At 52.0% G+C, this 23629-nt stretch carries 25 protein-coding genes, 5 tRNA genes, 1 rRNA gene and 1 riboswitch; of the genes, 20 read left to right on the forward strand and 11 right to left on the reverse strand.

Annotation, left to right across the window (positions count from 1 at the left end):
* From EDM54_RS20585 to EDM54_RS20640, 13 genes are all read left to right on the forward strand, one after another.
* A 23S ribosomal RNA gene (locus EDM54_RS20585) occupies nt 1–184 on the forward strand; the annotation flags it as partial.
* Between the two features lie 111 nt (nt 185–295).
* Nucleotides 296–372 (forward strand) — tRNA-Asp (locus EDM54_RS20590).
* Between the two features lie 207 nt (nt 373–579).
* Nucleotides 580–655 (forward strand) — tRNA-Phe (locus EDM54_RS20595).
* Nucleotides 656–662: 7 nt separating this feature from the next.
* Nucleotides 663–738 (forward strand) — tRNA-Lys (locus EDM54_RS20600).
* A gap of 8 nt (nt 739–746) precedes the next feature.
* Nucleotides 747–822: transfer RNA gene (locus tag EDM54_RS20605), tRNA-Gly, on the forward strand.
* Nucleotides 823–1052: 230 nt separating this feature from the next.
* A complete protein-coding gene (locus EDM54_RS20610; protein ID WP_122958721.1) occupies nt 1053–2738 on the forward strand; it encodes a tetratricopeptide repeat protein in 1686 nt (561 codons plus the stop codon).
* A 59-nt stretch (nt 2739–2797) separates the two neighbouring features.
* Complete coding sequence (gene trxB, locus EDM54_RS20615) at nt 2798–3757, forward strand: thioredoxin-disulfide reductase (RefSeq protein WP_003392512.1); 960 nt, start codon at nt 2798–2800, stop codon at nt 3755–3757.
* A gap of 238 nt (nt 3758–3995) precedes the next feature.
* The gene (rapZ, locus tag EDM54_RS20620) at nt 3996–4877 is read left to right on the forward strand and encodes an RNase adapter RapZ (RefSeq protein WP_003392515.1); all 882 of its coding nucleotides are present in this window, start codon (nt 3996–3998) and stop codon (nt 4875–4877) included.
* Between the two features lie 84 nt (nt 4878–4961).
* Entirely contained in the window at nt 4962–5972 is a 1011-nt protein-coding gene (gene mgfK, locus EDM54_RS20625) for a gluconeogenesis morphogenetic factor MgfK (protein WP_024985590.1), read from the forward strand.
* Nucleotides 5973–5978: 6 nt separating this feature from the next.
* Nucleotides 5979–6929: a DNA-binding protein WhiA gene (gene whiA / locus EDM54_RS20630; protein WP_003392518.1), complete on the forward strand. Its 951-nt coding sequence runs from the start codon at nt 5979–5981 to the stop codon at nt 6927–6929.
* A gap of 53 nt (nt 6930–6982) precedes the next feature.
* The gene (locus EDM54_RS20635) at nt 6983–7240 is read left to right on the forward strand and encodes an HPr family phosphocarrier protein (RefSeq protein WP_003392520.1); all 258 of its coding nucleotides are present in this window, start codon (nt 6983–6985) and stop codon (nt 7238–7240) included.
* A gap of 129 nt (nt 7241–7369) precedes the next feature.
* Complete coding sequence (locus EDM54_RS26585) at nt 7370–7543, forward strand: hypothetical protein (protein WP_003392522.1); 174 nt, start codon at nt 7370–7372, stop codon at nt 7541–7543.
* 20 nt (nt 7544–7563) lie between these two features.
* A complete protein-coding gene (locus tag EDM54_RS20640) occupies nt 7564–7743 on the forward strand; it encodes an H-type small acid-soluble spore protein (RefSeq protein ID WP_003392523.1) in 180 nt (59 codons plus the stop codon).
* Nucleotides 7744–7805: 62 nt separating this feature from the next.
* Here EDM54_RS20640 and EDM54_RS20645 read toward each other — a convergent pair whose 3' ends face one another.
* The 6 genes from EDM54_RS20645 to EDM54_RS20670 form a co-directional block, all read right to left on the reverse strand.
* Nucleotides 7806–8291, reverse strand: coding sequence for a QueT transporter family protein (locus EDM54_RS20645; protein WP_003392526.1), 486 nt, complete (start codon nt 8289–8291; stop codon nt 7806–7808).
* An 8-nt stretch (nt 8292–8299) separates the two neighbouring features.
* Nucleotides 8300–8344: riboswitch (PreQ1 riboswitch) on the reverse strand.
* Between the two features lie 244 nt (nt 8345–8588).
* A complete protein-coding gene (clpP, locus tag EDM54_RS20650) occupies nt 8589–9185 on the reverse strand; it encodes an ATP-dependent Clp endopeptidase proteolytic subunit ClpP (protein WP_003392529.1) in 597 nt (198 codons plus the stop codon).
* Nucleotides 9186–9305: 120 nt separating this feature from the next.
* Nucleotides 9306–10433 (reverse strand): bactofilin family protein, encoded by a 1128-nt coding sequence (locus tag EDM54_RS20655; protein WP_122958722.1) that lies wholly within the window; start codon nt 10431–10433, stop codon nt 9306–9308.
* 1 nt (nt 10434) lies between these two features.
* Complete coding sequence (locus EDM54_RS20660; protein WP_003392535.1) at nt 10435–10995, reverse strand: anti-sigma factor family protein; 561 nt, start codon at nt 10993–10995, stop codon at nt 10435–10437.
* Nucleotides 10982–11587, reverse strand: a complete 606-nt coding sequence (locus EDM54_RS20665) for an RNA polymerase sigma factor (RefSeq protein WP_003392537.1) — start codon at nt 11585–11587, stop codon at nt 10982–10984. The genes EDM54_RS20660 and EDM54_RS20665 overlap by 14 nt, the downstream gene beginning before the upstream one ends.
* Nucleotides 11588–11715: 128 nt before the next feature.
* Nucleotides 11716–11973 carry a hypothetical protein gene (locus EDM54_RS20670; protein ID WP_003392539.1) on the reverse strand — a complete coding sequence of 86 codons (258 nt, stop codon included), beginning with the start codon at nt 11971–11973 and terminating at the stop codon, nt 11716–11718.
* 401 nt (nt 11974–12374) lie between these two features.
* Here EDM54_RS20670 and EDM54_RS20675 point away from each other — a divergent pair, with 401 nt between their 5' ends.
* Nucleotides 12375–13622, forward strand: a complete 1248-nt coding sequence (locus EDM54_RS20675; RefSeq protein ID WP_003392541.1) for a branched-chain amino acid ABC transporter substrate-binding protein — start codon at nt 12375–12377, stop codon at nt 13620–13622.
* A 255-nt stretch (nt 13623–13877) separates the two neighbouring features.
* Here the strand turns inward: EDM54_RS20675 and EDM54_RS20680 are convergent, their stop codons facing one another.
* The 5 genes from EDM54_RS20680 to EDM54_RS20705 all read right to left on the reverse strand — a co-directional run bounded on the left by EDM54_RS20680 (nt 13878) and on the right by EDM54_RS20705 (nt 16897).
* The gene (locus EDM54_RS20680) at nt 13878–14015 is read right to left on the reverse strand and encodes a DUF4023 domain-containing protein (protein ID WP_003392543.1); all 138 of its coding nucleotides are present in this window, start codon (nt 14013–14015) and stop codon (nt 13878–13880) included.
* Nucleotides 14016–14168: 153 nt separating this feature from the next.
* Nucleotides 14169–14519, reverse strand: coding sequence for a hypothetical protein (locus tag EDM54_RS20685; RefSeq protein ID WP_003392545.1), 351 nt, complete (start codon nt 14517–14519; stop codon nt 14169–14171).
* Between the two features lie 149 nt (nt 14520–14668).
* Nucleotides 14669–15124: a hypothetical protein gene (locus EDM54_RS20690; RefSeq protein ID WP_024984827.1), complete on the reverse strand. Its 456-nt coding sequence runs from the start codon at nt 15122–15124 to the stop codon at nt 14669–14671.
* A 540-nt stretch (nt 15125–15664) separates the two neighbouring features.
* Nucleotides 15665–15739 (reverse strand) — tRNA-Arg (locus EDM54_RS20700).
* Nucleotides 15740–15892: 153 nt separating this feature from the next.
* A complete protein-coding gene (locus EDM54_RS20705) occupies nt 15893–16897 on the reverse strand; it encodes an ABC transporter substrate-binding protein (RefSeq protein ID WP_003392548.1) in 1005 nt (334 codons plus the stop codon).
* 164 nt (nt 16898–17061) lie between these two features.
* On the opposite strand from EDM54_RS20705, the gene EDM54_RS20710 reads away from it, so the two are divergent.
* The 6 genes from EDM54_RS20710 (at nt 17062) to EDM54_RS20735 (ending at nt 23620) form a co-directional block, all read left to right on the forward strand.
* Entirely contained in the window at nt 17062–18072 is a 1011-nt protein-coding gene (locus tag EDM54_RS20710; RefSeq protein WP_003392552.1) for a FecCD family ABC transporter permease, read from the forward strand.
* Entirely contained in the window at nt 18065–19105 is a 1041-nt protein-coding gene (locus tag EDM54_RS20715; RefSeq protein WP_122958724.1) for a FecCD family ABC transporter permease, read from the forward strand. The genes EDM54_RS20710 and EDM54_RS20715 overlap by 8 nt, the downstream gene beginning before the upstream one ends.
* Nucleotides 19106–19266: 161 nt before the next feature.
* Nucleotides 19267–20643 (forward strand): RNA polymerase factor sigma-54, encoded by a 1377-nt coding sequence (gene rpoN, locus EDM54_RS20720; protein ID WP_031933208.1) that lies wholly within the window; start codon nt 19267–19269, stop codon nt 20641–20643.
* An 8-nt stretch (nt 20644–20651) separates the two neighbouring features.
* Complete coding sequence (locus EDM54_RS20725) at nt 20652–20939, forward strand: glutaredoxin family protein (protein ID WP_003392559.1); 288 nt, start codon at nt 20652–20654, stop codon at nt 20937–20939.
* A gap of 274 nt (nt 20940–21213) precedes the next feature.
* Complete coding sequence (locus EDM54_RS20730) at nt 21214–22239, forward strand: sugar-binding transcriptional regulator (RefSeq protein ID WP_003392561.1); 1026 nt, start codon at nt 21214–21216, stop codon at nt 22237–22239.
* Nucleotides 22240–22258: 19 nt separating this feature from the next.
* Nucleotides 22259–23620, forward strand: coding sequence for a Na+/H+ antiporter NhaC family protein (locus EDM54_RS20735; RefSeq protein WP_122958725.1), 1362 nt, complete (start codon nt 22259–22261; stop codon nt 23618–23620).
* Nucleotides 23621–23629: the final 9 nt, after the last annotated feature.

Below are 23629 nucleotides of genomic sequence, written 5' to 3' on the forward strand. Positions count from 1 at the left end.
GGGTAGCTATGTGCGGAAGGGATAAGCGCTGAAAGCATCTAAGCGTGAAGCCCCCTCCAAGATGAGACTTCCCACAGCGTTAAGCTGGTAAGACCCCTCATAGACGATGAGGTTGATAGGTTCGGTGTGGAAGCGCGGCAACGCGTGGAGCTGACGAATACTAATCGGTCGAGGACTTATCCACACAAATCCTTTAGCACAATATGCATATCCAGTTTTGAAGGCGCGAAACCTTTTAAAGTTTGTGACGTCTTTCGGTCAAGAGTGAAGATAGTAGCTGGAGACCTTTTTTCATGGAGCTGTGGTGAAGTTGGAGTTCACGCCGGTCTGTCACACCGGAGGTCGCGGGTTCGAGTCCCGTCAGCTCCGCCATTTCAATGAAGCAGCGGGTCTCTCACCCGTAAACGGGTTCACCCTTGCAGCGTGTACAGGAAGCATTGCTCGGGTACTTCAGATCTGGCTCACAGGAAGCCTTTCGAGGTCGAGTCGCCAGTGGAAGCGAGTCCCGTCAGCTCCGCCATTTCAAGAAACGGATTCATCCGCCATGTAATATTTTCATGTTCTCTGTGATGTTGATACGGCTCGGTAGCTCAGTCGGTAGAGCAGAGGACTGAAAATCCTCGTGTCGGCGGTTCGATTCCGTCCCGAGCCACCATTTTTGCGAGCCATTAGCTCAGTTGGTAGAGCATCTGACTTTTAATCAGAGGGTCGAAGGTTCGAGTCCTTCATGGCTCACCAGTATATATGCGGACGTAGCTCAATTGGTAGAGCGTCGCCTTGCCAAGGCGAAGGTCGCGGGTTCGAGCCCCGTCGTCCGCTCCATTCATGAATATAGAAGTTCGATAAATGACACCACTCGCTGTACAGCCAGTGGTGTTTCCTGCTTTTATCCCGAAATGAAACCGCTTATTTGAAAAAATGAGAGCGGATCTGCTCTAGCAAAACGAAGCAGATCCGGTGAAAGAAAACTTTAAAAGGGTGCATCAGCTTGTGGCGTAAGGGCGCTTCTGGTACGATACATGGAGGTACTGCCCTGTGATGCTGGAGGTTCTATGAAACAAAACAAGAGAATCGAGAAGTCGACAGTCGTTCATTTTCATCAAGACGCCCGCTTTTTTGTCGAGCGCGGCTTGCGTTTTTTAAATCGCTATGACTACGATAAAGCTATTCGCAGCTTCCGCCGTGCCATCGAGCTGGAGCCGAAAAATGCCGAATACCAATGCCATTTGGCGAGTGTTCTGGCCGAAGTCGGCAATTTTGAAGCGTCCAACGACATCTTGTATGATGTGCTGGAAAAGTGCGAACCGAAAATAGTAGAAGTCTATTTTTATATGGCGAACAATTACGCCAACCTGGAAGATTACGAGATGGCAGAAGAGATGGCGATCCGCTACTTGCAACAACAAAGCGATGGGGCGTACCGAGAGGATGCCGAAGAGCTGCTGGACTATATCTACTTTGAGCTGGACATGCCTCCTCGCCATTTTCTCACAGGTGAACGCGAGGACGTGTACAGCAAGCATGAACGGGCACGGCGCAGTTTAGAAGAAGGCCGTTTTTTAGAAGCATTGGACATTTTAAAAGAAATCGTCGAAGCGGACCCTTCCTTTATGCCGGCTTGGAACAACCTGTCGCTGGCCTACTACTATGTAGGGGATTTTCAACAGGCAATGGCAACGATTGAGGAGACGCTGGAGAGAGAGCATGGAAATTTGCATGCTCTCTGCAACCTGGCAGTGCTGTTGTCACACCACAATCGGGCCAAGGAGCTGGTGGCACTCATCGACATGCTGAAAAAAGTCGTCCCCTACCATCCGGAGCATGCGTATAAGCTGGCGACGACAATGGGCGTCCTTGGCCAACACGAGGAGGCCTATCGCCTCTACGCCAAGATGCTTAAATCGGGTCGAACTCATGAAGCATGCACGTACCACTACGCAGCGATATCCGCCTATATGAGTGGTCATAAGGAACAAGCCATCCGCTGGTGGCAAAAGGTAAAGCAGCTGGACCCGGAATCGGGGGTAGCCGAGCACTACATGGAGATGGTAAAAGAGGCGAAGGACGGGCAAACTAAGCAGGTCATCCCTTACCATTACTATCAGCCGCAGCAGGAAGTGTCCTGGGAGAAGGCACCGGCATCCGGTGTTGAAGAGCTGAAAAACGATCCGATGATTCGCGCTTCCTTGTTGTGGGCCCTGCAGCACGGGCGCGATGAAGTTAAGTTTGCGGTTCTGCAAACCCTTGCTTTGATCGGCGATGACGAAGCGGAAGCAGCGGTTCGCCAGTGTTACCACCAAACGGACGATCCGCAGCTGCAAAAGCTCGCCCTGCTTGCACTGGCAGACATGGGAGCAGAGATGCCGGAAGCAAGGCCCAAGCGAAAAGCAAAGACGAAAGCGGCAACTGAGCATAAATTAGAGTTTCCGGGGAGCGAAACGGACAGTCAAAAAACGGAAGGCGTAGAAGACTGCATCAACCGGTTTTTTTCCGGTAGCGGACAGGAGGACATGAAGAACTGGTGTCTATCTGTTTGGAAACGGTTCTCGCAGCTAGAGAAGCCGCCTGTACAAGTGCGCAAGATTGTAGCGTGGGTGGCTGCACTCGAATATCTATACGGTGCGATAAAAAACCAGAAACATGCGCAATCACAGGCAAAGGTAGCAGAAAAATACGAGCTTTCCCCCTCAACTGTGGCAAAGTGCGTAAAAGCACTGCAAACCCTTGATTTGAAATAGATTCTCATTTTATAATAAGTATAAATAAGAAGTGATTGCAGATTGAGGAGGCAGTGGATATGAGCGACCAAAAAATATACGATGTGATCATCGCCGGTGCAGGCCCCGCGGGGATGACTGCCGCTGTATATACCTCCCGCGCAAACATGAGCACGCTCATGCTGGAACGCGGAATTCCAGGCGGCCAAATGGCCAATACGGAGGAGATTGAAAACTATCCGGGCTTCGGCTCCATTTTGGGACCGGACTTGTCCACAAAAATGTTCGAGCATGCTCAAAAGTTCGGCGCTGAGTATGCATATGGCGAAATCAAGGAAGTAAAAGACGAGGAGCCGTATAAACGAGTCATTACTTCCGACAAGGAGTACCTGGCCAAATCGGTGATCATTGCCACCGGTGCGGAGCATCGCCTGCTGGGCGTTCCGGGAGAAAAAGAACTCTCCGGCCGCGGCGTTTCCTATTGCGCAGTATGTGACGGAGCATTTTTCCGCGGCAAAGAGCTGGTCGTAGTCGGCGGCGGAGACTCTGCTGTCGAGGAAGCCGTATTCTTGACCCGCTTTGCATCCAAGGTGACGATCATTCACCGTCGCGATCAGTTCCGCGCCCAAAAAATCCTGCAAAAACGGGCATTTGACAATGAAAAGATCGAGGTCATCTGGGATACGGTGGTCAAGGAAATTCGCGGCGACGGAAAAGTCCAAAGCGTACTCCTGGAGAACCTGAAAACCGGCGAAGAGCGCGAGTTCCCGACAGATGGCGCATTCATCTACGTAGGGATGGACCCGCTGACGGAGAGCGTTCGCAATCTGGGAATTACCAATGAAGCCGGGTATGTGCTGACAGATGAACGCATGCACACCAAAGTGAAAGGTGTCTTTGCCGCCGGGGATGTGCGCGAGAAGATGCTGCGTCAAGTAGTGACAGCTACTGGTGACGGCTCGATCGCCGCCCAATCGGCCCAGCACTACGTCGAAGAGCTGAACGAACGTCTGGCTGAGCAAAATGTCACAATCTCTTAACCTGCTTGTAACATGAGTGAAATAATTGGGCGGTAAGATGAAGACAATGAATTGACCCCCTTATCTATACGAACCATTTTGCGTGGCTGCCATAGCCACGCCATTTTTTTTCTGCAAGGCATGCACGAACGGCCGGATATCAGCTTCCTGTCTCCACGGGAGCGTTACGAGTCCTAAAGGGTGCGAAAATGCCAACCGTTATGGTATGCTAAAGTCAGAATCGTAGGAGGCGAGTGGAGTGACAGAAGTGGAAAATGAGAGAGCCGTTAATCTGTTGATCATTACAGGGATGTCTGGCGCGGGGAAAACCGTTGCCGTACAGAGCTTGGAAGATCTGGGGTTCTTTTGTGTCGATAACCTGCCGCCGGTTTTGATCCCCAAGTTTGCGGAGCTGATCAAGCAGTCGGGAGGCAATATTGAGCGTGTCGCCTTGGTAGTTGACCTGCGCGGCCGCGAATTTTTTGTAAACTTGTCGGGAGCCATCGACAGTCTAAATCAAATGGAGGGAATCTCTTTCCATATTCTCTATCTGGATGCAAATGATCAAACATTGGTTTCCAGGTACAAAGAGACGCGTCGACGCCATCCGCTTTCACCCAACGGTTCACCATTGGAAGGAATCCATGCCGAGCGTCGGCTGCTTCAGGAAATGAAGGGGCGAGCCCATCAGATTATTGATACCAGCCAAATGAAGCCGGCACAGTTGCGAGAAAAAATAATTAGCCAGTATACACAGCAAGGTTCTTCCTTGACGATTAACGTCCTGTCTTTCGGATTCAAATACGGCACTCCGATTGATGCCGATCTTATGTTTGACGTACGTTTCCTGCCCAATCCGCATTACGTGGAAGAATTGCGGCCCAAAACCGGGTGTGACCCGGAGGTGGCCGAGTACGTCATGAATCATAAGGAAACGAAAGAGTTTGTCGATAAACTGATTGACTTTTTGGCCTATACGATGCCCCATTACCAACGGGAAGGGAAAAGCCAGCTGGTGATCGGGATCGGCTGCACGGGAGGCAAGCATCGTTCGGTGGCGATCGCGGAGCATTTGGGCGAGGTTTTTGGAAAGGACTACGCGATTCGGGTCAGTCATCGTGACATGGAAAAAAGCAAGTAAGCATAGGATGGCAGGAAAGAAAGAAACGCCATCCGTACTTGAACAGGGCCTTTGTATGTGTATCAGCATATAATGAGGTGACATATGCCGACGAGGAGAATGGGATCGCAGCAGGGCAACCGGCTGCGGGTTGTCGTGATCGGCGGAGGAACGGGACTGTCCGTGTTATTAAGGGGGTTAAAGCACGCACCGGTTCACATTACCGCGATCGTAACCGTCGCTGACGACGGCGGAAGCTCCGGGAGGCTGCGGGAGGAGTTGGATATGCCCCCTCCCGGAGATATCCGTAACGTTTTGACGGCCCTGGCCGATACCGAACCGCTGATGGAAAAGGTCATGCAGTATCGTTTTTCCACAGGTACCGGATTAGCCGGGCATAATTTGGGAAATCTACTTCTGGCAGCGATGAACGAAATTACCGGAGATTTTGTCACAGCGGTTAAGAAGCTGAGCGATGTATTGGCTGTCCGGGGAGAGGTGCTTCCGGCATCGACACAGTCGCTTCGGCTCATGGCGGAAATGGAAGACGGTTCAATCATTGCGGGAGAATCGCAAATTCCATTGACCGGCAAGCAGATCAAGCGGGTCTTTCTGGACCCCGAGGATGCTGTGCCATTGAGTGAAGCGCTGCTGGCCATCGAAGAGGCAGATGCGATCTTGATCGGCCCTGGAAGCCTGTATACGAGCATTTTGCCGAATCTATTGGTGAGAGGCTTGTTCGCCGCTGTAAAGAATTCGACAGCTCCGAAAATGTATATTTGCAATGTCATGACTCAGCCGGGCGAAACAGACGGGTTTTCCGCATCCAAACATGTCGAAGTGCTGTACGATCATGTAGGCGGACCGTTTTTGGATACAGTGATAGTGAACTCTGCTGCCATTCCCGATAAAACCTTGGAAAAATATGCGGAGAAGGGAGCAGCCCCTGTTGCTTGTGATGTAAAGCGCTTACGCCAGTTGGGACTGCATATCGTAGCCAAACCGCTGGTGGCGTTTGAAGAGGGGTATCTGCGTCATGATGCGACCGCCGTCAGCAAGCAGGTCGTCTCGCTGATCAAGCGGAGGCGCCGGACGCAGAAGATTGAGAAGGAGTGAAGGACGATGTCATCATTCGCCGCACAGACGAAAAAGGAACTGACGATGCTGGAGGGACCTGATTGTTGCAGCCGAGCAGAGCTGGCGGCGCTGATTCGGATGAACGGCAGCCTGCAATTCGGTGCAGGGCGTCTGGTACTGGATGTGACCACGGAAAATGCGGCGATTGCCAGACGGATATACACGTTGACGAAAAAAATCTTCAATATTCATGCCGAACTGCTTGTGCGCAAGAAAATGCGGCTGAAAAAGAACAACGTATACATCGTAAGAATCCCCAACAGAGCCAATGATATACTGCAAGAGCTGAGAATTATGGACGAGAGCCTTTCCTTCGTGCGCGGGATATCGCAGGACATTGTGAAGAAGTCTTGCTGCCGCGCTGCGTATTTGCGAGGGGCGTTTTTGGCGGGCGGGTCGGTAAACCACCCGGAGGCATCCAGCTACCATCTGGAGATCTTTACTTCGTACCAGGATTTTTGCGAGGCTTTGACCAAAATGGCCAATCGCTACAAGCTGAACGCGAAGTGCATTGAACGAAAAAAAGGCTACGTCCTCTACATCAAAGAAGGGGAGAAGATCACGGAGTTTCTCAGCCTGATCGGTGCGCATCAGGCACTGTTCTACTTCGAGGACGTGCGGATCGTCAAAGATATGCGCAACTCTGTAAACCGTCTGCACAATTGTGAAATCGCCAACATCAACAAGACGGTAAATGCAGCGGCCAGGCAGATGGAGAACATCCAGCTGATCCAGGAGGAAATGGGGCTGGAAAATCTGCCGAAGCGTTTGCGCGAGGTGGCAGAGCTTCGGTTGATTCATCCGGACATCAACCTGAAAGAGCTGGGAGAAATGATTCCCAGCGGAGTAGTCAGCAAGTCGGGGATCAATCACCGGCTACGAAAAATTAACGAAATCGCTGACAAATTACGAGAAAAACGAAATATTTCCGTGTAGAGACATGGTATACTAGACGGTAATAAGAGATACTGAGCGAGGAGGTTCCACCCATGGTTCAACAGCAGGTTGTGGTCAAGCTGAAAACCGGTTTGCAGGCCCGCCCTGCGGCATTTTTCGTGCAGGAGGCCAACCGGTTTGCATCAGAAGTATTTGTGGAAAAAGAAAACAAGAAGGTAAACGCGAAGAGCATCATGGGGATAATGAGCCTCGCTATCAGTTCGGGTACGGAGATCACGATATCAGCGGAGGGCCCTGATGCGTCTCAAGCGGTTACCAGCCTGACCAATCTGGTAAGCAAGGAAGAATAGCAAAAGAACAAGAGGGAAAGACACTTTCTACGGGAAGGTGTCTTTTTTTGTCCGGATCAGCTGCATGTTTCGACAACGAACAGGGCATTGCTAACTTATATAAAAATGGCTGACAAGGGGGGAGTTTAAGTGAGCACCGAACGCGATACATATACCGAGGGTCGAGACGATTACGACATGGATATTGACCGGATGGTAAACGAGGGGCTTGGCGGAGGACAGGTCACCGATCAGAATGGCCTGATCGAAGAGACCACGACCGAAACCATGACAGGAGCCAGCACAGCTCGCGATGATCGATAAACGGTAAAGGAGCGAAGAGCATGGATGTAAATCGCGCACAGGAAATTATCCGTTCCGAGAGCAAGATCGAGGTACAGTATCAAGGACAATCGGTATGGATCGACGGAGTTGACGAGAAAACGGCGCAGGCCCGCGTCCATACAGAGGGCAACCCGGCGGACAGCAAAACGGTGGACGTCGGTCAATTGGTAGAGAAATAGGCGGACAAGGCAAAAAACCGAGCAGCGCCGGAGAATCTCCTGGCAATTGCTCGGTTTCTTTTTCAAATCCGCTGTTCGAGGTTCAACCGTTTGTTCAGAACATACATGATCGGAGCTCCGACCAGCATGACGACAAATTCGCCAAGCGCAGTGGTGAGCCATGTAAAGTAGAAGGGCAGACCGAACGCCAGGTTCAGTTCAATCGCGATCAGAAACATCGTAATCGTAAAAACAATGGTATTGAATATCATGCGAGCCCAGACGCCTTTGATGAAGCGCATGGAAACAATCGTGACAAGCAGCGCCAGCACAGACTGACCCACTCCAAATACCAGGTCATAGGCGACCATGGGCGAGAAAAACAGATTCGTAAAAAAGACGCCGAGGACAATTCCGTACATGTACTTTTTGTTGAAAACGACGAGATGATTAAACATTTCTGAAACGCGGAATTGTACATTGGTAAAACCAAATGGCTGAATAAGCATCGAGACGGCAATGTACAAAGCCGCCAGGATACCGTTTGCGACAAGCGTTTTTACTTTCATATTCAATTAGCTCCTTAGTTTTTTATCGTGGGATGGTTTCGAACCACGTGGGTATAAAGACACCCAAGTTACTATACTAGCGCTTTACCCCGAGCCCAGTCAACCGTGAAATCTGCCCAGGGTGCAGCGGGTAAATCGCAGCCATAAAAAAAGCCGGAGACAAAAAAAGAAACCGAGGCCAAAAGAGAACCCCGGTAAAAAGACCCCTGGCATAGAGAACTCTGGTATAGAGAACCCCCGGTTAAAAAAGAACCCCGCCATCTCTGGCAGGGTCCTACGTAAATCAGCCGAAGCCGGTTATTTTTTTGCGGATGCCTCTGTCGAAATGACCTTGTCAATCAGGCCGTATTCCATCGCATCCTGGGCAGAAAGGAAATTATCGCGATCCGTATCCTTCTGGATGCGCTCCAGAGGTTGGCCAGTGCGCTCGGACAGGATTTGGTTCAGGTGCTCGCGCATTCTGATAATCCGTTTTGCCGCGATCTCGATGTCGCTGGCTTGACCTTGAGCCCCGCCGAGCGGTTGGTGAATCATGACCTCGCTGTTCGGCAAGGCGTAGCGCTTGCCTTTTGTACCAGCGGCCAGCAAGAAGGCGCCCATGGATGCGGCCATCCCGATGCAAATCGTCGATACATCCGGCTTGATAAATTGCATGGTATCGTAAATTGCCATACCGGCGGTGATGGAACCGCCCGGGCTGTTGATGTACAGGGAAATGTCTTTATCCGGGTCTTCCGCTTGCAGGAACAGCATTTGCGCTACGACAATATTAGCTACCGTATCGTTGATAGGAGTACCGAGAAAGATAATGCGATCCTTCAGAAGACGGGAATAAATATCGTAAGCACGCTCTCCGCGGTTGGTCTGTTCAATGACTGTTGGAATCAAATTCATGTGCATTCAGTCTTCCTCCTCTCTTTGTAAGAATATCATACACAAAAGGTCAATAAAGGTCAAACAGATAACTGCACGCCTCTTTCACCATAATTTCCAAAAAACGTGCGGCTAAACATGTCAGGCGAGGAAAGTTTTATTGGCCTGGGCGACAGAGCCGACCAATGCCCCGAAAAACGCGATCCAGACAGGCAGTGCAAACAGCCAGCCTACCAGCGGAATGATCAGCAGGCACTGCAGAGCGACGACACCAAGCAGCTCGGCCAAGAGCGGAGAAACCTTCCACGAAAAGCGCTCGGCTACTCGGATGCCGATCCATGAGCCGACGAATACTTTTGCCGACCAGGACAGGATCAGGAACGTCAGCAGCAGCGCAAGCGAGACAGGGATTCCTATGACCGTGATCAAAAGCAATAGCGACAAAAACGGCATACCCAGGACGAGGCACGCTCCCCAAACAAAGGTGGAGCCTTTTCGTTGATCCAATTGCCGGTAAACACGTGTCAATCCGGCCGGGAACAGGAAGCGGATGGCAAGCCAGAGCAACAGCGTACTCAAAAGGGAGGAAAGCCCGAGCAGAATCGGGAAATAGGAGAATCCTTCATCCGGTTCCTCTACCGGAGCAGGGGAGAAGCGTTCCTCTCCTTTGAGCGCCGCACCTTGGCTGATGACAGCCCGTTGGGGACTGGTATAGACCAAGTCACCGCCGATCACGGCCGGCCCGTCGATATGAATCGTACGACTGTACAGCATGGAGATGCCCTCTCCGATGCTCCCCGTAATCCTGACGTTTTCCATGCGGCCGTTTGCTTCCCGCGCGATTTTGCCGTTCAAATCAACACTTGTCGCAAGCGTAAGCAGGTTTTTGCCGATACTGCCGTTCCGGTCAAGAACCAGGGTATGCGACAGATTGGTAACGCTTCCAGCCACCTTCCCGTTTAGGAGCAGCGTGTCTGTCATTGAACGGATGTCGCCGTCGATTTCGCCGGTGACAAGTGTTACGGCTGCAAACGTAAGGAGATCCCCTGTAATTCGTCCATTGACTTGGACATTTTCGCCAAATGCGTACACATCGCCGTCGACAACGCCATCGATGATGATTTTGGTGGCACTGACAGCCAGATCGCCGCGGTGAGCGGTATCAGGGGGCAGGTAGTACCGATCAGAGATGACCCCGCTAAACGCATAAGCGGTAGAGGCCACAATCAGCAAACTTACAAAAAGAATCAGACTAAGCAGCTTTTTCAATTCAATCCACCTCCCGCTTGGACAGTCGCGAATGGGGGAGAGGCGAAAAACGGATATTCAGGATAAGCAGCAGCCCGACCAGTACGAAAAACGGCAAGGGAAGCGCCATGACATACGATGCGGGAGCATGAAAAAATTCGCGGGCGTTGTCGTTGAGCCATAGGGCCGAACTCCAGAAAAGATGGCTTTTCCATGAGGTCCATGCCGGCGCAACCCACTCAAGCCAGATTCGCTGCCAAAACACGAGGTAACAAACAGCGACGGCCAGAATGCTGCCGCCAAGCAGGAGCATGCGCCACAGAAAGCGGCGGCGAGTTCGCTTGTGCAGCATGGCGATTCCATGAATCTGTGCAGAGGTCATGTCGTAGAGCTGGAAAGACATAGGGGGGAGGTCGTCGGAGAAAAAGCGGTCGGCCACGAATTGCCTCTCCGCGACCAGCTGCTCAAGCGAGCTGCCGCAGTGGTGACAACTGTCAACGTGTTTTTGGACGGCTTCTGCTTCTTCGCTAGAGAGTTCACCGTCACTGTACATCATCAAGGTAAGCTCATCAATATGCGGCATCGGACATTCTCCTTTCCTCCCTGTATTTATCCAACTGCTCTTTCAATTGTTTGCGGGCCCGGAACAAGCGGGTCCCGACCGTATTTTTACTCATGCCGACGATGCTTCCTATCTCATCGTAACTCATTTCCTGCACAAATCGGAGAGTCAAAATCAGACGATCCGTTTCGGGCAAGCAATCCAGCAAGGCTGTCAATTCAGAATAGCTTTCTTTTTCCAGCAGAAACAGTTCCGGACTTTTTACGGGACCGGAGGGACGCTTGTGAACATGCTGATGCAGCTGCTCATCCTCAAGCGCAATTTCCCGTCTCTTTCGCAAAAAATCGATGCAGGCATTGGAGGCGATGCGATACAGCCAGGAATGAAAGGGCAGGGTGGGGTCGTATTTGTGTAAATTTTGCGCTACTTTTAACCAAATTTCGTTGTGCAGGTCCTCGGCATCATGATAACTGGAGACCAGTCTTCTGATGATGCTCATGACACGGGGGGTAAATAAATTGACGAGTGCGGGAAAGGCCCGTGACTGTCCTTTGAGAAACTGCTGCACGAGCCGGACCGCTTCTGCATTGGCCCGAGCCAACTCTTGTTCCATGGTTGTATCCCCTCCTCCCCATACTAAATACGAAGACCGGCAGGAAAAATTTCACTGCCGCCCCCCTATTTATTTGCGGTTTAATTATCCACAAGTTGTGGAAAAGCGGGGGAGGTGAGCGAAGCGGATCACCCGTTTTCTTTCGCTGCGGCTTTATCCCCATCTGCTTCCGCCTGTGTATCTTCGTCCTCCTGCAGCTCCACAGCCAGCCGCAACGCTGCTCTCATCTTTCTTCCTTTGATGATCGTGTACTCGTCCACTTGCAGGGATTGCAGGCGGTTGATCGCTTCCGCCAGGGCCTGTTGGTCGTCGTAAGGCTGGATGGTCAGCAGGCATTCTTCATCGCTCGCTTCCTGATATATGAGGTAAAACCGGTCGGCTGACATGCAAAATCCTCCTCATCCACATTATCCACAGATTTATCAACAGGTTGTGCACAAAAACATTTGTTCGCGGTATAGATCAAAGGTTATCCACTGTGAGCGGATGCTCCTGATAGTTTTGGCATGTTTTTGCTGATGTCCGTTAGGTAAATCATGCCAAGGGTTGACGTTTGGCAGGTAAGCAAAATTTCCCGTCCGGGCCCGGGTAGCCTTTTTTGATTATGAAGGCAGCCGCAAAACTGTACTGGGACTTGAGTCTTGTATCGAATATCAATATTTTCGATGAAGTGAACAATATCAATCGATTTTGCCAATCTCTTTATATGTTGCAAATTTTCATATTTATTTTACAATGAGAGAAGGTGACTCATTGTTTGTCCGTAAAGTAAAAGGGGGATTTTCGAATGAAAAAACAGAAAACTATGGCTTTTCTTGCAACTGTAGTAGCGCTTGGTACAGCTCTTGCGGGCTGCGGCGGAGGCAACGCTGGCGGGGGCGGCGGAAATGCCAGCGGAGGCGAGCAGCCGGCTCCGCAATCCGGCGGCAATACCGGCTCTTCCAGCGGCGGCGCTCTGCAAAAAATCGTTATCGCGGCAGTAGGACCAATGTCCGGGCAGTACTCCGACTACGGAAGCACGGCAAAGGCCGGTGCCGAGTACGCACTGAAGCAAAATCAGGAGAAGTTTAAAGCGCTGGGCTTCGACGTCCAGATGCTGACACAGGATGACCAGGCCGATCCGAAGCAAGGCGTGGCCGTAGCCCAAATGTTGATCTCCAATCCGGATGTCCTCGGTGTTGTCGGTCACGTGACGACTGGTGCATCGATTACGGCATCGGCGCAATACGAGCAAGAGAAGCTGGTCATGGTGTCTCCGTCCTCCACAGGTTCCAACCTGACTGACGAGGGCAAGAAGGTCGTTCACCGCATCTGTGCACGCGACGACCAGCAAGGCTCCAAGGCTGCAATTTACGCGAAAAACCAGTTGGGTGTGAAATCCGCTTATATCGTTCACGATAAACAAGCCTACGGCCAAGGCCTGGCTGATGAAGTGAAAAAGCAATTTGAGAAAGACGGCGTAACCATTGCGGGCTACGAGGGCATCACTGCCGGCGAGAAAGACTACAGCGCCGTGATCAACCAAATCCTCGCCGCGAACCCTGAAATGATCTACTTCGGCGGTTATTACTCCGATGCCGGCATCCTGATCAAGCAAGCTCGTGAAAAAGGCTACAAAGGCGTATTCATGGGCGGCGATGGCTACGACTCTGCTGACCTGGTGAAAATTGCGGGCGCAGACAACGCGAACAACGTAATCTTTACCTCCACTGTAGGCGATCTTTCCGCAACAGAAGAGGGCAAGAAGTGGATCAGCGAATTTGAATCGAGCACAGGCAATAAAGTAGGGATCTTCACTTCCTTTGGCTATGACTCCATGAACGTCATGCTGCATGGACTGGAAGAAGCGATTAAAGCGAACAACGGACAAAAGCCGACTCGCGAGCAAGTCCTGGATGCTGTCCATAAAACAAAAGACTTCCAAGGCCAGTTCGTAAAAGTAACATTCAACGAAAAAGGCGACAACGAATTCGCGTCTGTCTACGTGTACAAATACGAGAACGGTCAAAAGGTATTCGTAGGGGAAGCGAAGTAACGACTGATGGGGAAGGGCCGTACAGGACATACTACGGTTGATTGCGACTACCTTTGAAAGGGGTATCCACATGTCCAACAACCGCAGCACCCAATACGGCAACAATCAGGGACACAGCAGCAAATCGCAAACGTCCCAAAAGCAAAAGTCCGAAAAGGACAAAAACCTGAACAGGCAAGACCCGCAGTAGCAGGTCAGGCCTTGAGAGGGAGCATAAGGAAACGCCCTGGAGAGGAGCAATCTCCAGGGCGTTTTTTAGCGGATGCGCTGTTTGCTGGGGAGACGTTTTTCCGGGTGGCCGTAGCCATTGTGCTCCTTGTTCTCCTGAGCATGGGCCTGCGCTTCGTGAACTTTTCCGACGAACTCCTTTGTGCTCATCTTGGTAAAATCCATGCGGCACCTCCCAAAATTGGCATCACGCTTTCTTACTATGGCCCAATTGGTCAGGAAACATTTACGGCTCTCCAGTTAACGCCTATTATGAAAAGCCGACATCCTTGCAGAAAAAGGATGATCGGCTTTGTTTTGTTAGTCCCAAGCGAATGTTTACATAGGACCTACATTGAAGTTGAATGTATAAACAAGCATACCGCTATAGTAAACATCTACCTTGTAGTAGCCTGTAGAAGAGGCAATCACTCGACCCCGGGAGTCGATGCTGATCCCGCCCGGTTTTGACTCGTAGGAGATGTAGTGTGTGTAATTGGGGCCGCTGGGAAGACTATCGTAAATAGGATTTTGATAGAGATCCAGGTTCACATTGACTTCAGTAACGCTTGCCACGCCGACTGCAGCTTGCGATGGGGCGATCAAGGCTTCGGCATTAGCCGCAGCTTGTCCTGCCAAAAGCAAGGGAATGGCCAGCAAACCTGACCTGATAAGGTTCATTTTCTTCATCAAGACCCGCTCCTTTATTTCAAATGAACGAACAATACTGTAAATTCCATATACAAAACGCTTTCCGCTGCAAACGACGCCTATCGAAGTTATTCAGTATTAGTAAGATGACGATGCCCGTTGGAATGCTCAACAGGCGCCAAAATAGATTACGGAGTTTGGATGTACATGTAGTGTACGTCAGCTCCCCAATTCCAGTTTCCAGATTCGTCTTGGACACCTACTGATACACCAAGCGTTTCATTTCTAGGCAGTGAAACGGGAATTTCGAAGGACTGCGTATTGCTGCTTGTGTTTTGGGGCAGTACACCAGAGCTATAAATACTGCCGTTTTTATCATAGACAAGAACCCAGAATGTACTAAATACGGTGTTGTCATCTGGATCAGATTGGACCCACGTTATTTTTGGCTGCTCATTATAGTAAATGGTCGGGCTGTACTCTTTGTTTGAAGCAGGGGTGGTGATGCTCACGTAAGGCCGGTTATTGCCCTGGGCAGATGCGGTTGCCTCGGTTTTGGCAAAGGAAATGGAAGGTACAAGCGAAGTAATTGCCATTAAAGAGGCTAGCAGCAGAGTGGTTTTCTTCAATTTTTTAAGAACCATAATAAAACATACCTTCTAAATAATGTAAATTCAAAATGAATTGTAAACCTTTGTTTCTCAAAAGTAAATAGGTTTATGGTAAAAAATGTAAAGAAAAAGCCGCACACCCGCCTTCCTAGAGCGGCAATCTCTATGACGGCGCATTCGAGCGCAATAAAATTCGGAGGTCGATCGGTATATGGCGACTTTATTGAAGGATGAAACGGTGTGCAGCGCGGAGTATAACGAAGTCGAACGTGAGGTTAACAAAGTCGAACAAAGTCGAACGTGAGGCTAACGTTGGGGGAGCCCGTAAAAACGCAGCATCAATCGTAACTCTTTTAGGTGCTTCCGTAGCGGCACTATGTATTAGCGCTGTCCACGGTCGTTTTTGCATAATAAAAGCCTCCGTTTCTCGTAACGGAGGCTTGCACATATCAGGAACGAGTACATAACGGGTATGGGGTACACGGTGCAGCGGAACGGTTTTGCCGATTTGCTCGCCAGTCCGTCCGGTAAATCACCGCCAGAATCCCGTCATATCGTCGTTTAAAGTCAGTATGGTACGCCCGAGAGGAGTCGAACCTCCGCACGCGGTTCCGGAGACCGCTGCTCTATCCACTGAGCTACGGGCGCATAATAGGATAACTTAAATTATAAAAGATAAGGCGGACAGATGCAAATGAAAAAATTGCAACCCGGATATTGGGATGCACGAAGGGGAAATGGTTCCATGTACAAGCTTACAGAGCAGCAGGGGTGGGCCCATACTGCTCTGTCGAGTGTGTGTTATTTTACATCAAAGCGCTTCAAAATATCGTCCAGCAACAGTTCGGCTGACAAAATGCTGCCCCCGATGTTCCACACGACGTCGTTGACTTCAAACACTTTGTTGTTTTTCACGACATTGAGGTTTTTCCAGAGCGGGTCGTTCATCACTTCTTCTCTATATTTGGAGCCTTCTTTCTTTTCTCCATGATCCGATACCCAGTAAAACAGCACATCGCCGTCGGCATCAGCCAGTTGTTCCTTTGCGATCACTTGCATGAATTCATCCTTATCCTGAGAGGCCGGACGGGCAAAGCCCAGCTGGCTCAGCATGACGCCTGCAAAGGTATCCTTCATGTAAAGCCGGATTTTCCCTGGCTGAAAGCGGATCAATGATACTTTGGCTTTTGTTTTGTCGCCCAGCTTTGCTTTCGCCTCTTCTACCTTTTTGTCAAAGTCGGCCAGGAGCTTTTCACCGTCGGCTTTTTTGCCAAGGGCTTCGGCATACAGCATGAAGTTGGGCTTCCATTTGCCCGCCAGATCCTCGGAGAATACCGTCGGGGCAATGCCGGACAACTGCGAATATACTTTTTCATGGCGGACCTTGTTGCCCAGGATCAGATCTGGTTTGAGGCTCGCGATCAGTTCGATGTTTGGCTGCGCCTCATCGCCCAGTACGGTTACATCCTGCATTTTGTCTTTAATATGGTCATGCCACGGATTTCCGCGCGGGGACTGCACAGCGCCTACAGGTTTGACACCCAGACCGAGCAGGGCTTCTGTCCCTTCGCTGGTCAGGACAACGACGCGCTCCGGGGTACCTTTGATCTCGGCTTCTCCCATCGCGTGTTTTACTTTCCGGATGTCGCTCTTGGTGTCAGTGGCTGCAGCCTGGTCCTGGCCCTGAGATTGCGCCGGTTGGCTGCCCGTGTTGTTTTGGCCGCCGCTGCAGCCCGTGACCAAAAGCATGAGAGACAATGCTGCTGCGATCAAAAGCTGCCACGATGGCTTGTGAATTGCCGACATGATGAAAACCTCCTGATTGATAGTGATTATCATTGTAGACAACATACTGTATTTGGAAAATAGGTGTCAACAGTTTTTTGATAATAATTATCATTTTCATTGACTAGAAGGTGAAAGGGATACTAAAATGTTACCAATGCAATTGGGGAAAGTAGGGAATACGTGTGCCATTTCTCTTGTCCAGCCGAATCCAAAAATCTGTCGTACTGGTCGCAGCCGTTGCGGTGCTGATCGTGGCCGTCGTTGCGAGTATCTTGCTCGGCCTGCAAAATTTCCGTTTTTCGACGGCGGTGGAGGCCTATGTCAGTTTCAATGGAAGCAATGAGCATTTGATCATCAAAAATGCGCGAGTGCCCCGGGCGATCGTCGCCGCATTTGTCGGGGGGAGTCTGGCGGTAGCGGGGGCTCTTTTGCAGGCACTCACCCGCAATCCGCTTGCCTCCCCCTCTATATTTGGAATCAACTCCGGTGCAGCTTTCATGATCGTGTTGTCCCTGTTTCTCTTCGGTCCCGTGTTTTCGTTTACCGAGCTGATGTGGGTTGGCTTTATCGGAGCAAGCTTGACGGCTGTCATGGTCTACATGCTTGGATCAGCCGGACGGGGAGGGATGTCGCCGGTAAAAGTGACCCTTTCCGGCGCGGCAGTCGCTGCGTTTGCCTCGTCGCTGACATCGCTGCTCATGCTCATAGACAACATGGCGCTTGAAGAAGCCCTTAACTGGTTGATTGGATCTGTGTCGGGACGCGATTTGCGCCACGCCCTGCTGATCGTTCCCTATCTGGTATGCGGGTGGATCATTGCCTGGATGCTGGCAGGGTCCTTAAACCTGATGTCTTTGGGGGATGATGTGGCCAAAAGCCTGGGGCAAAAAATTGTCTGGGTCAAGGCAGGTATCGTGCTGGTAGTGGTTCTTCTCGCAGGAGGCGCAGTGGCTCTTGCCGGTCCGATCGGCTTTGTCGGTATCATCATCCCGCACATTTGCCGGTATCTGATCGGCTATGATTATCGTTGGATCATTCCGTACAGTATCGTATTTGGGGCCATCTTTCTGGTGGCAGCCGATCTTATATCCCGCTTTTTGCTAATGCCCAAGGAAGTGCCTGTCGGGGTGGCAACGGCTGTGATCGGAGTTCCGTTCATCATTGCCATCGTAAGGAGGAAGGCCCATGAATAGATATACCGTTGTTCGCAGCCACAAGCCTTCGTATTCGTTCCAGATAGACAAGCGAAACATCGGTATCGTGCTGCTGCTGAGCATCCTGCTGGCAGCGGTCGCCATCATCAGCATCGGCTTGGGCAGCATTCGCATCCCGGTCTCGGAAGTGTTGAGATCATTAGTAGGAGTGGCAGACAGTACGCATCAAATGATCGTCATAAACTTGCGAATGCCGAGAATTGTCGTTTCTCTCCTGGTCGGGGCGGCTTTGGCCGTATCGGGTGCCATCTTGCAAGCGCTGATCCGCAATCCGCTGGCCTCGCCGGATTTGACCGGGACAACTACTGGCGCAACAGCCGCGGCCGTGGCCTTTATCGCCTTTTCTGACGGAAAGTTCAGTATCCAGTGGCTGCCTTTGGTAGCCTTGGCAGGAGGTTTTTTCGCTTCCACTCTTACATACCTGGCCGCATGGAAACGGGGGGTATCTCCTTATCGGTTTGCTTTGATCGGGGTGTCCGTATCCACTGCGATGTCTGCATTGACTGTCTTTTTCATGGTCGCGGGTCCGCTGTACCTGGCATCCCAGGCGCTTGGGTGGCTGTCCGGCACGGTGTACGGCACTTCATGGGACCATGTCCTTGCTGTTTTTCCGTGGATCGCCGGATTTTTGCTGATCGCTGTCGTGCAGGCCCGCAATCTGAATGCCCAAGAGCTGGGGGAGGATGTGGCGAGAGGAGTGGGCGTACCGGTCGAGCGTAAGCGTCTGCTGCTGGTTGCCGTCAGCGTGGCATTGGCGGGCTCGGCTGTAGGGATCGCGGGAGGAATCGGGTTTGTCGGCCTGATGGCTCCTCATATGGCCCGCAAGCTGGTGGGCTCGTCTTATGGCACGCTGCTTCCCGTCTCGGCCTTGCTGGGCGCGTTGTTGGTGCTGCTCGCGGATCTTGGAGCCCGCACACTGTTTGTTCCGCTCGATATTCCAGCCGGAGTGTTTACAGCAGCGGTGGGAGCGCCTTTTTTCATGTACCTGCTTTACAAAAGCCGGCAAGGGTAGATTTTCATGAAGCGATTCCGATGGTTGGAGTCGCCTTTTTTCATGGTTCCTTTCTTTATTCAGATATTGGCAGGAAAATTGCATGAAAAAGCGAATATAATGAAAAAAAGTGAAACTGCACATGTCGAAAAAAACTGGATACTGAGAGGGGGCGGACGCAGATGAACATGGGGCTGGGGCTTTATCAAGAACAGACACTAAAGCTTGTGATGACACCGGAGCTCAGACAGGCCATTACGATTTTACAATATTCGGCCGTCGATCTCGTCTCGTATTTGCAGGAGCAAGCCAATGAAAATCCCGTGTTCGAGCTGCAGGAAGCGGTGGTGGAGCTGGCACCGGCAAAAATGGAGAAGCCGCTGCCGGAAATTGACTGGAAGGAAATTGTAGGCAATCGGGCGACGGGCGAATATACGGCGGGCAAAAATGAAAGCACTTACAATCCGCTGGACTTCGTCACGCAACGGTCGGTTACGCTGTATGAGCATTTGGAGCGCCAGCTCGGCTATTTCAAAAGCTTTACGCAGCCGCAGCGGAGAATCGCTCTGTTTTTGATCGGAAACCTGGACGAAAAAGGCTACCTGGAAATCACTCTGGAGGAGGCGTCCCAGCGATTGGGCGCCGATCTTGAAGAGCTGGAGGACGTCCTGACTGTTCTGCAGCATTTCGATCCTGCCGGCGTAGCCGCGAGAAGCCTGGAAGAATGTCTGCTATTGCAGCTCAGACACATGGGGAAGGACGATGATCATGTCGTTGAGATCGTCACCTCGCACCTCCAGGACCTGGCTGACTGCCGCTACCAGCGCATCGCCGACAAGGTGGGCTGTACGGTGCAGGAGGTTCAGGCGATAGCCGATCTCCTGCGGACGCTGAATCCCCGTCCAGGCGCAGCCTTTTCCCAAGTGGAGACGCGGTATGTGATTCCGGATGTAGCCGTTGAAAAGGTGGGCGACGAATACATCGTCCTGGTCAACGATGTGGCAACTCCCAGACTTAAAATCAACAGCTTTTACGAAAAAATGCTGAGCCAGCAAAAGAGCCAGGAAGAGGCGAAGCAGTTTATCCACGAAAAGCTGAACGCCGCCATGTGGCTGGCAAAAAGTCTGGAGCAGCGCCGTCTCACCCTGATGCGGGTGACGCAGGCCATCGTCGACATGCAGCGGGATTTCTTTGACCGCGGCATTCATTATTTGAAGCCGATGACGCAAAAGGAAATCGCCGAGCGGGTAGGGCTGCACGAATCGACGATCAGCCGGGCGACGAGCAACAAGTACGTACAGACGCCGCGAGGCATTTTCGAGCTGAAATACTTTTTTACCTCGGCGCTTTCTACAGCGAACGGAGAAGCGACTTCTTCGGAAAGCGTAAAACGCAGGATCAAGGCGCTGATCGAGCAGGAAGACCGGAAGCAGCCGCTGTCCGATCAGAAGCTGGCCGAAATGCTGCTGCAGGAGGGAATTGAAATTTCCCGCCGCACAGTAGCGAAGTATCGCGAGGAGATGCTGATCCCATCCTCAGCCAAACGAAAGAGGTTCTAAGAGGTCCGATGAGTTCAAAGCCATTTCAAATCGTCCTGTACGGCCGCCCCGGATGCCATCTTTGCGACCAGGTGGAGCAACTGATCCTTCTGTTGCGGGAGGAATTTCCGCTGGAGCTGCGGCTTGTCAATATTGAGAAAGACCCCGCGCTGCATGAGCGGTACATGTTTGTCATTCCCGTAGTAGAGATTGACGGCGAGGAAGTATTTCCGTCGGTAACGCATGTGGTCACTTGGGAGGAGCTGCATGCCGAGCTGGCGAAGCGCGCGGCCAGAAAAACCGGGGAGGAAAAGTAGGTAGACCGAGGCAGAAAGCCCGGAAACCTCTGATCCTTTGTCCGCTACCTGCAAGCGGTCTGCGTGCAGTCGAGAGCCGGGCATATTATCATGTAATGTCATGTCAGATCCCTCTGCAAATCAGCGGAGGGATCTTGCATGTTATTTACATTTGTGCTACATTCGAAATGAAGCTGAAGTTTTATTTTTTTTGCCTAAGCGGGACGTAAAATGTATGTACAGGGACAAAAAATGTCCCGATTAGAAAAACCTTGGCAAAAAGGACGTACAGACAATGCGGCGATTTATCGAAATGCAACAAAAACTGCTTCCTGACCTGATCGAGGTTATGCGGGGCCGCTACATGCTGCTGCGGTCTGTTTACCACCTGCAGCCCATCGGGAGAAGGGCTCTGGCCCAAGCGATGCAAAGCACGGAGCGGATCCTCCGGGCCGAGGTTGAGCTGTTGAAGGAAACCGGACTTTTACATGTGACAGCGGCAGGCATGAGCCTCAGCGAAGAGGGCCAGCGCATATTGGAGGAGATGGAGCCTCTGATGGGCGACCTGTTCGGGCTGACCGAGCTGGCTGAGCGTCTGCAGCATTTGCTCGGCATCCCGCACGTGATCGTAGTGCAGGGAAACGCGGACCACTCTCCCTGGGTAAAGGAAGAGCTGGGACGGGTCGGCGCCCGGATGCTGAAGCAGTACATCCGCGAAGGAGACATCGTGGCGGTGACGGGGGGAACCTCGATCGCGAGCGTTGCCCATCATCTGTCGCCGGCGCCATCCTTTCGGGGTGTGCAGTTTGTCCCGGCCCGCGGCGGTCTGGGCGAGCGCGTAGAGCTGCAGGCAAACACCCTCGCTTCCGCCATGGCAGCCAAGACAGGCAGTTCGTACCGGCTCCTCCACGTTCCTGACCGGCTTCACCCGGAAGCCCTGCAAACGCTGATGAAGGAGCCGCAGGTGCAGGATGTGCTCTCGCTTTTGCAGCATTCGCGGATTGTGATTCACGGCATCGGCGATGCGCTCGCGATGGCGAAGCGGCGGAACTACTCGGAAGCAGAGCTGGCAGAGCTGCAGGAGGCTGGCGCGGTATCGGAGGCGTTCGGCTACTACTTCAATGCCGCAGGAGAAACCGTACACCGGATGCCCACGATCGGGCTGCAGCTGGAGGATGTACAGCGGGCCGAGACGGTGCTGTCCATCGCCGGAGGAGAAAGCAAGGCAAAAGCGATTCTTTCCTTTGCCAGACAGTCGTGCCAAAATGTACTTATTACGGACGAAGGAGCAGCACTGGCGATTTTGTCCGAGCGACTGTAACGCAAAGGAAGTGCGCACGATGAAATTCCTGACGGTCCTTCCCATTGTCTCGCTGATTGTCGGCATAGCGCTCAGTTTGACATTCGGTTTTCCGCTGTTTTTGGGGATTGTTTTGGCAATCTTGGTCACACTGGTTAGTGTAAAAAGACTTGGGTATTCCTGGCGCAAGCAGTGGGAATTTGGCCGGGAAGGAATTAAACAGACGAAGCCGGTCCTGATCATCCTGTTTTTGGTCGGGCTGCTCATCCCGTTCCTGATGATGGGCGGCACCATCCCGGCGATCATTTACTACGGACTGTCTGTAGTCGACGTGCAGTACATGCTGAGTCTCTCCTTTTTACTGTCGGCCGGAACCAGCTATCTGCTGGGCACCTCGGTCGGCACCTTGAGCACGGTCGGGCTGGCGCTGATGGGCATCTCCCATACGGCCGGCATTTCTCCGGCTATGGTGGCTGGCGCTCTGATCAGCGGAGCGATGGTCGGAGAGCGGTTTTCTCCGATTTCCAGCAGCCGCCTGCTGATTCTCAGCACCATTGGCGTGCAAGAGGGAGAGGGGCGCAAAAGCAGTTGGCCTGCCTTGCTGGGGGTCGCGATCACGGCACTGATGTTTCTGGGGCTTGACCTCTTCCGGCAAGGGGCGAGCGAGACCGGGATGATCGGGCAATACCAAGGACTTCTGCGGCAATTCTTTTCCATCGGCTTGCTGCCGCTCGTGCCGCTGCTGGTGCTGGTCGGATCATTTGCCTGCCGGGTAAAGGCGATTCCGGCCCTCCTGTACGGCCTTGTCACGGCAGCGGTACTAGTCATCGCCACTGTACCGATGCAGTTCGCAGAGATGGGGCGCTCTATCCTCTATGGCTATGAGCTGCACACTGGCACAACGCTGGATCAGCTCGTGCACGGCGGAGGAATGCTCTCCATCCTGAGTGTCCTCGTGGTGATCACGCTGGCGGGCTTTCTGAACGGAATCCTGAACAAAGCAAACCTGCTGGCGCCACTCGTCGAGAAAATGATGGGGGATACGCAAAACACCGTCATCCTGGCCGGGAAGGCCGTGCTTTTGTCCCTGTTGGTCATCATGATCAGCTGCAACCAGACGATTCCGATCCTGGTGATGGGCCCGACATTGCTGCCGCGGTTTAGCCGCATGGAAAAAGGAAGCGTGTTTTTAGGGAGGACGATGCTTGATGCGACGCTGGTCATGCCTGTGCTGATTCCTTGGAACGGCCTCGCGATGGTCATGTCGGTGACGCTCGGCATTCCCACTTTAGATATATTGCCTTACTTATTCTTCTCATTTGTTTTGCCTGTACTGACGATAGCAACCGCCCGAACCTTTCAGGCCCCGGGCAGTCTTCTACCACACAAAAAAGCGATGTAGAGAGCAGGA

The sequence above is a fragment of the Brevibacillus borstelensis genome (genome assembly GCF_003710865.1).
GTDB classification, from domain to species: domain Bacteria; phylum Bacillota; class Bacilli; order Brevibacillales; family Brevibacillaceae; genus Brevibacillus; species Brevibacillus borstelensis.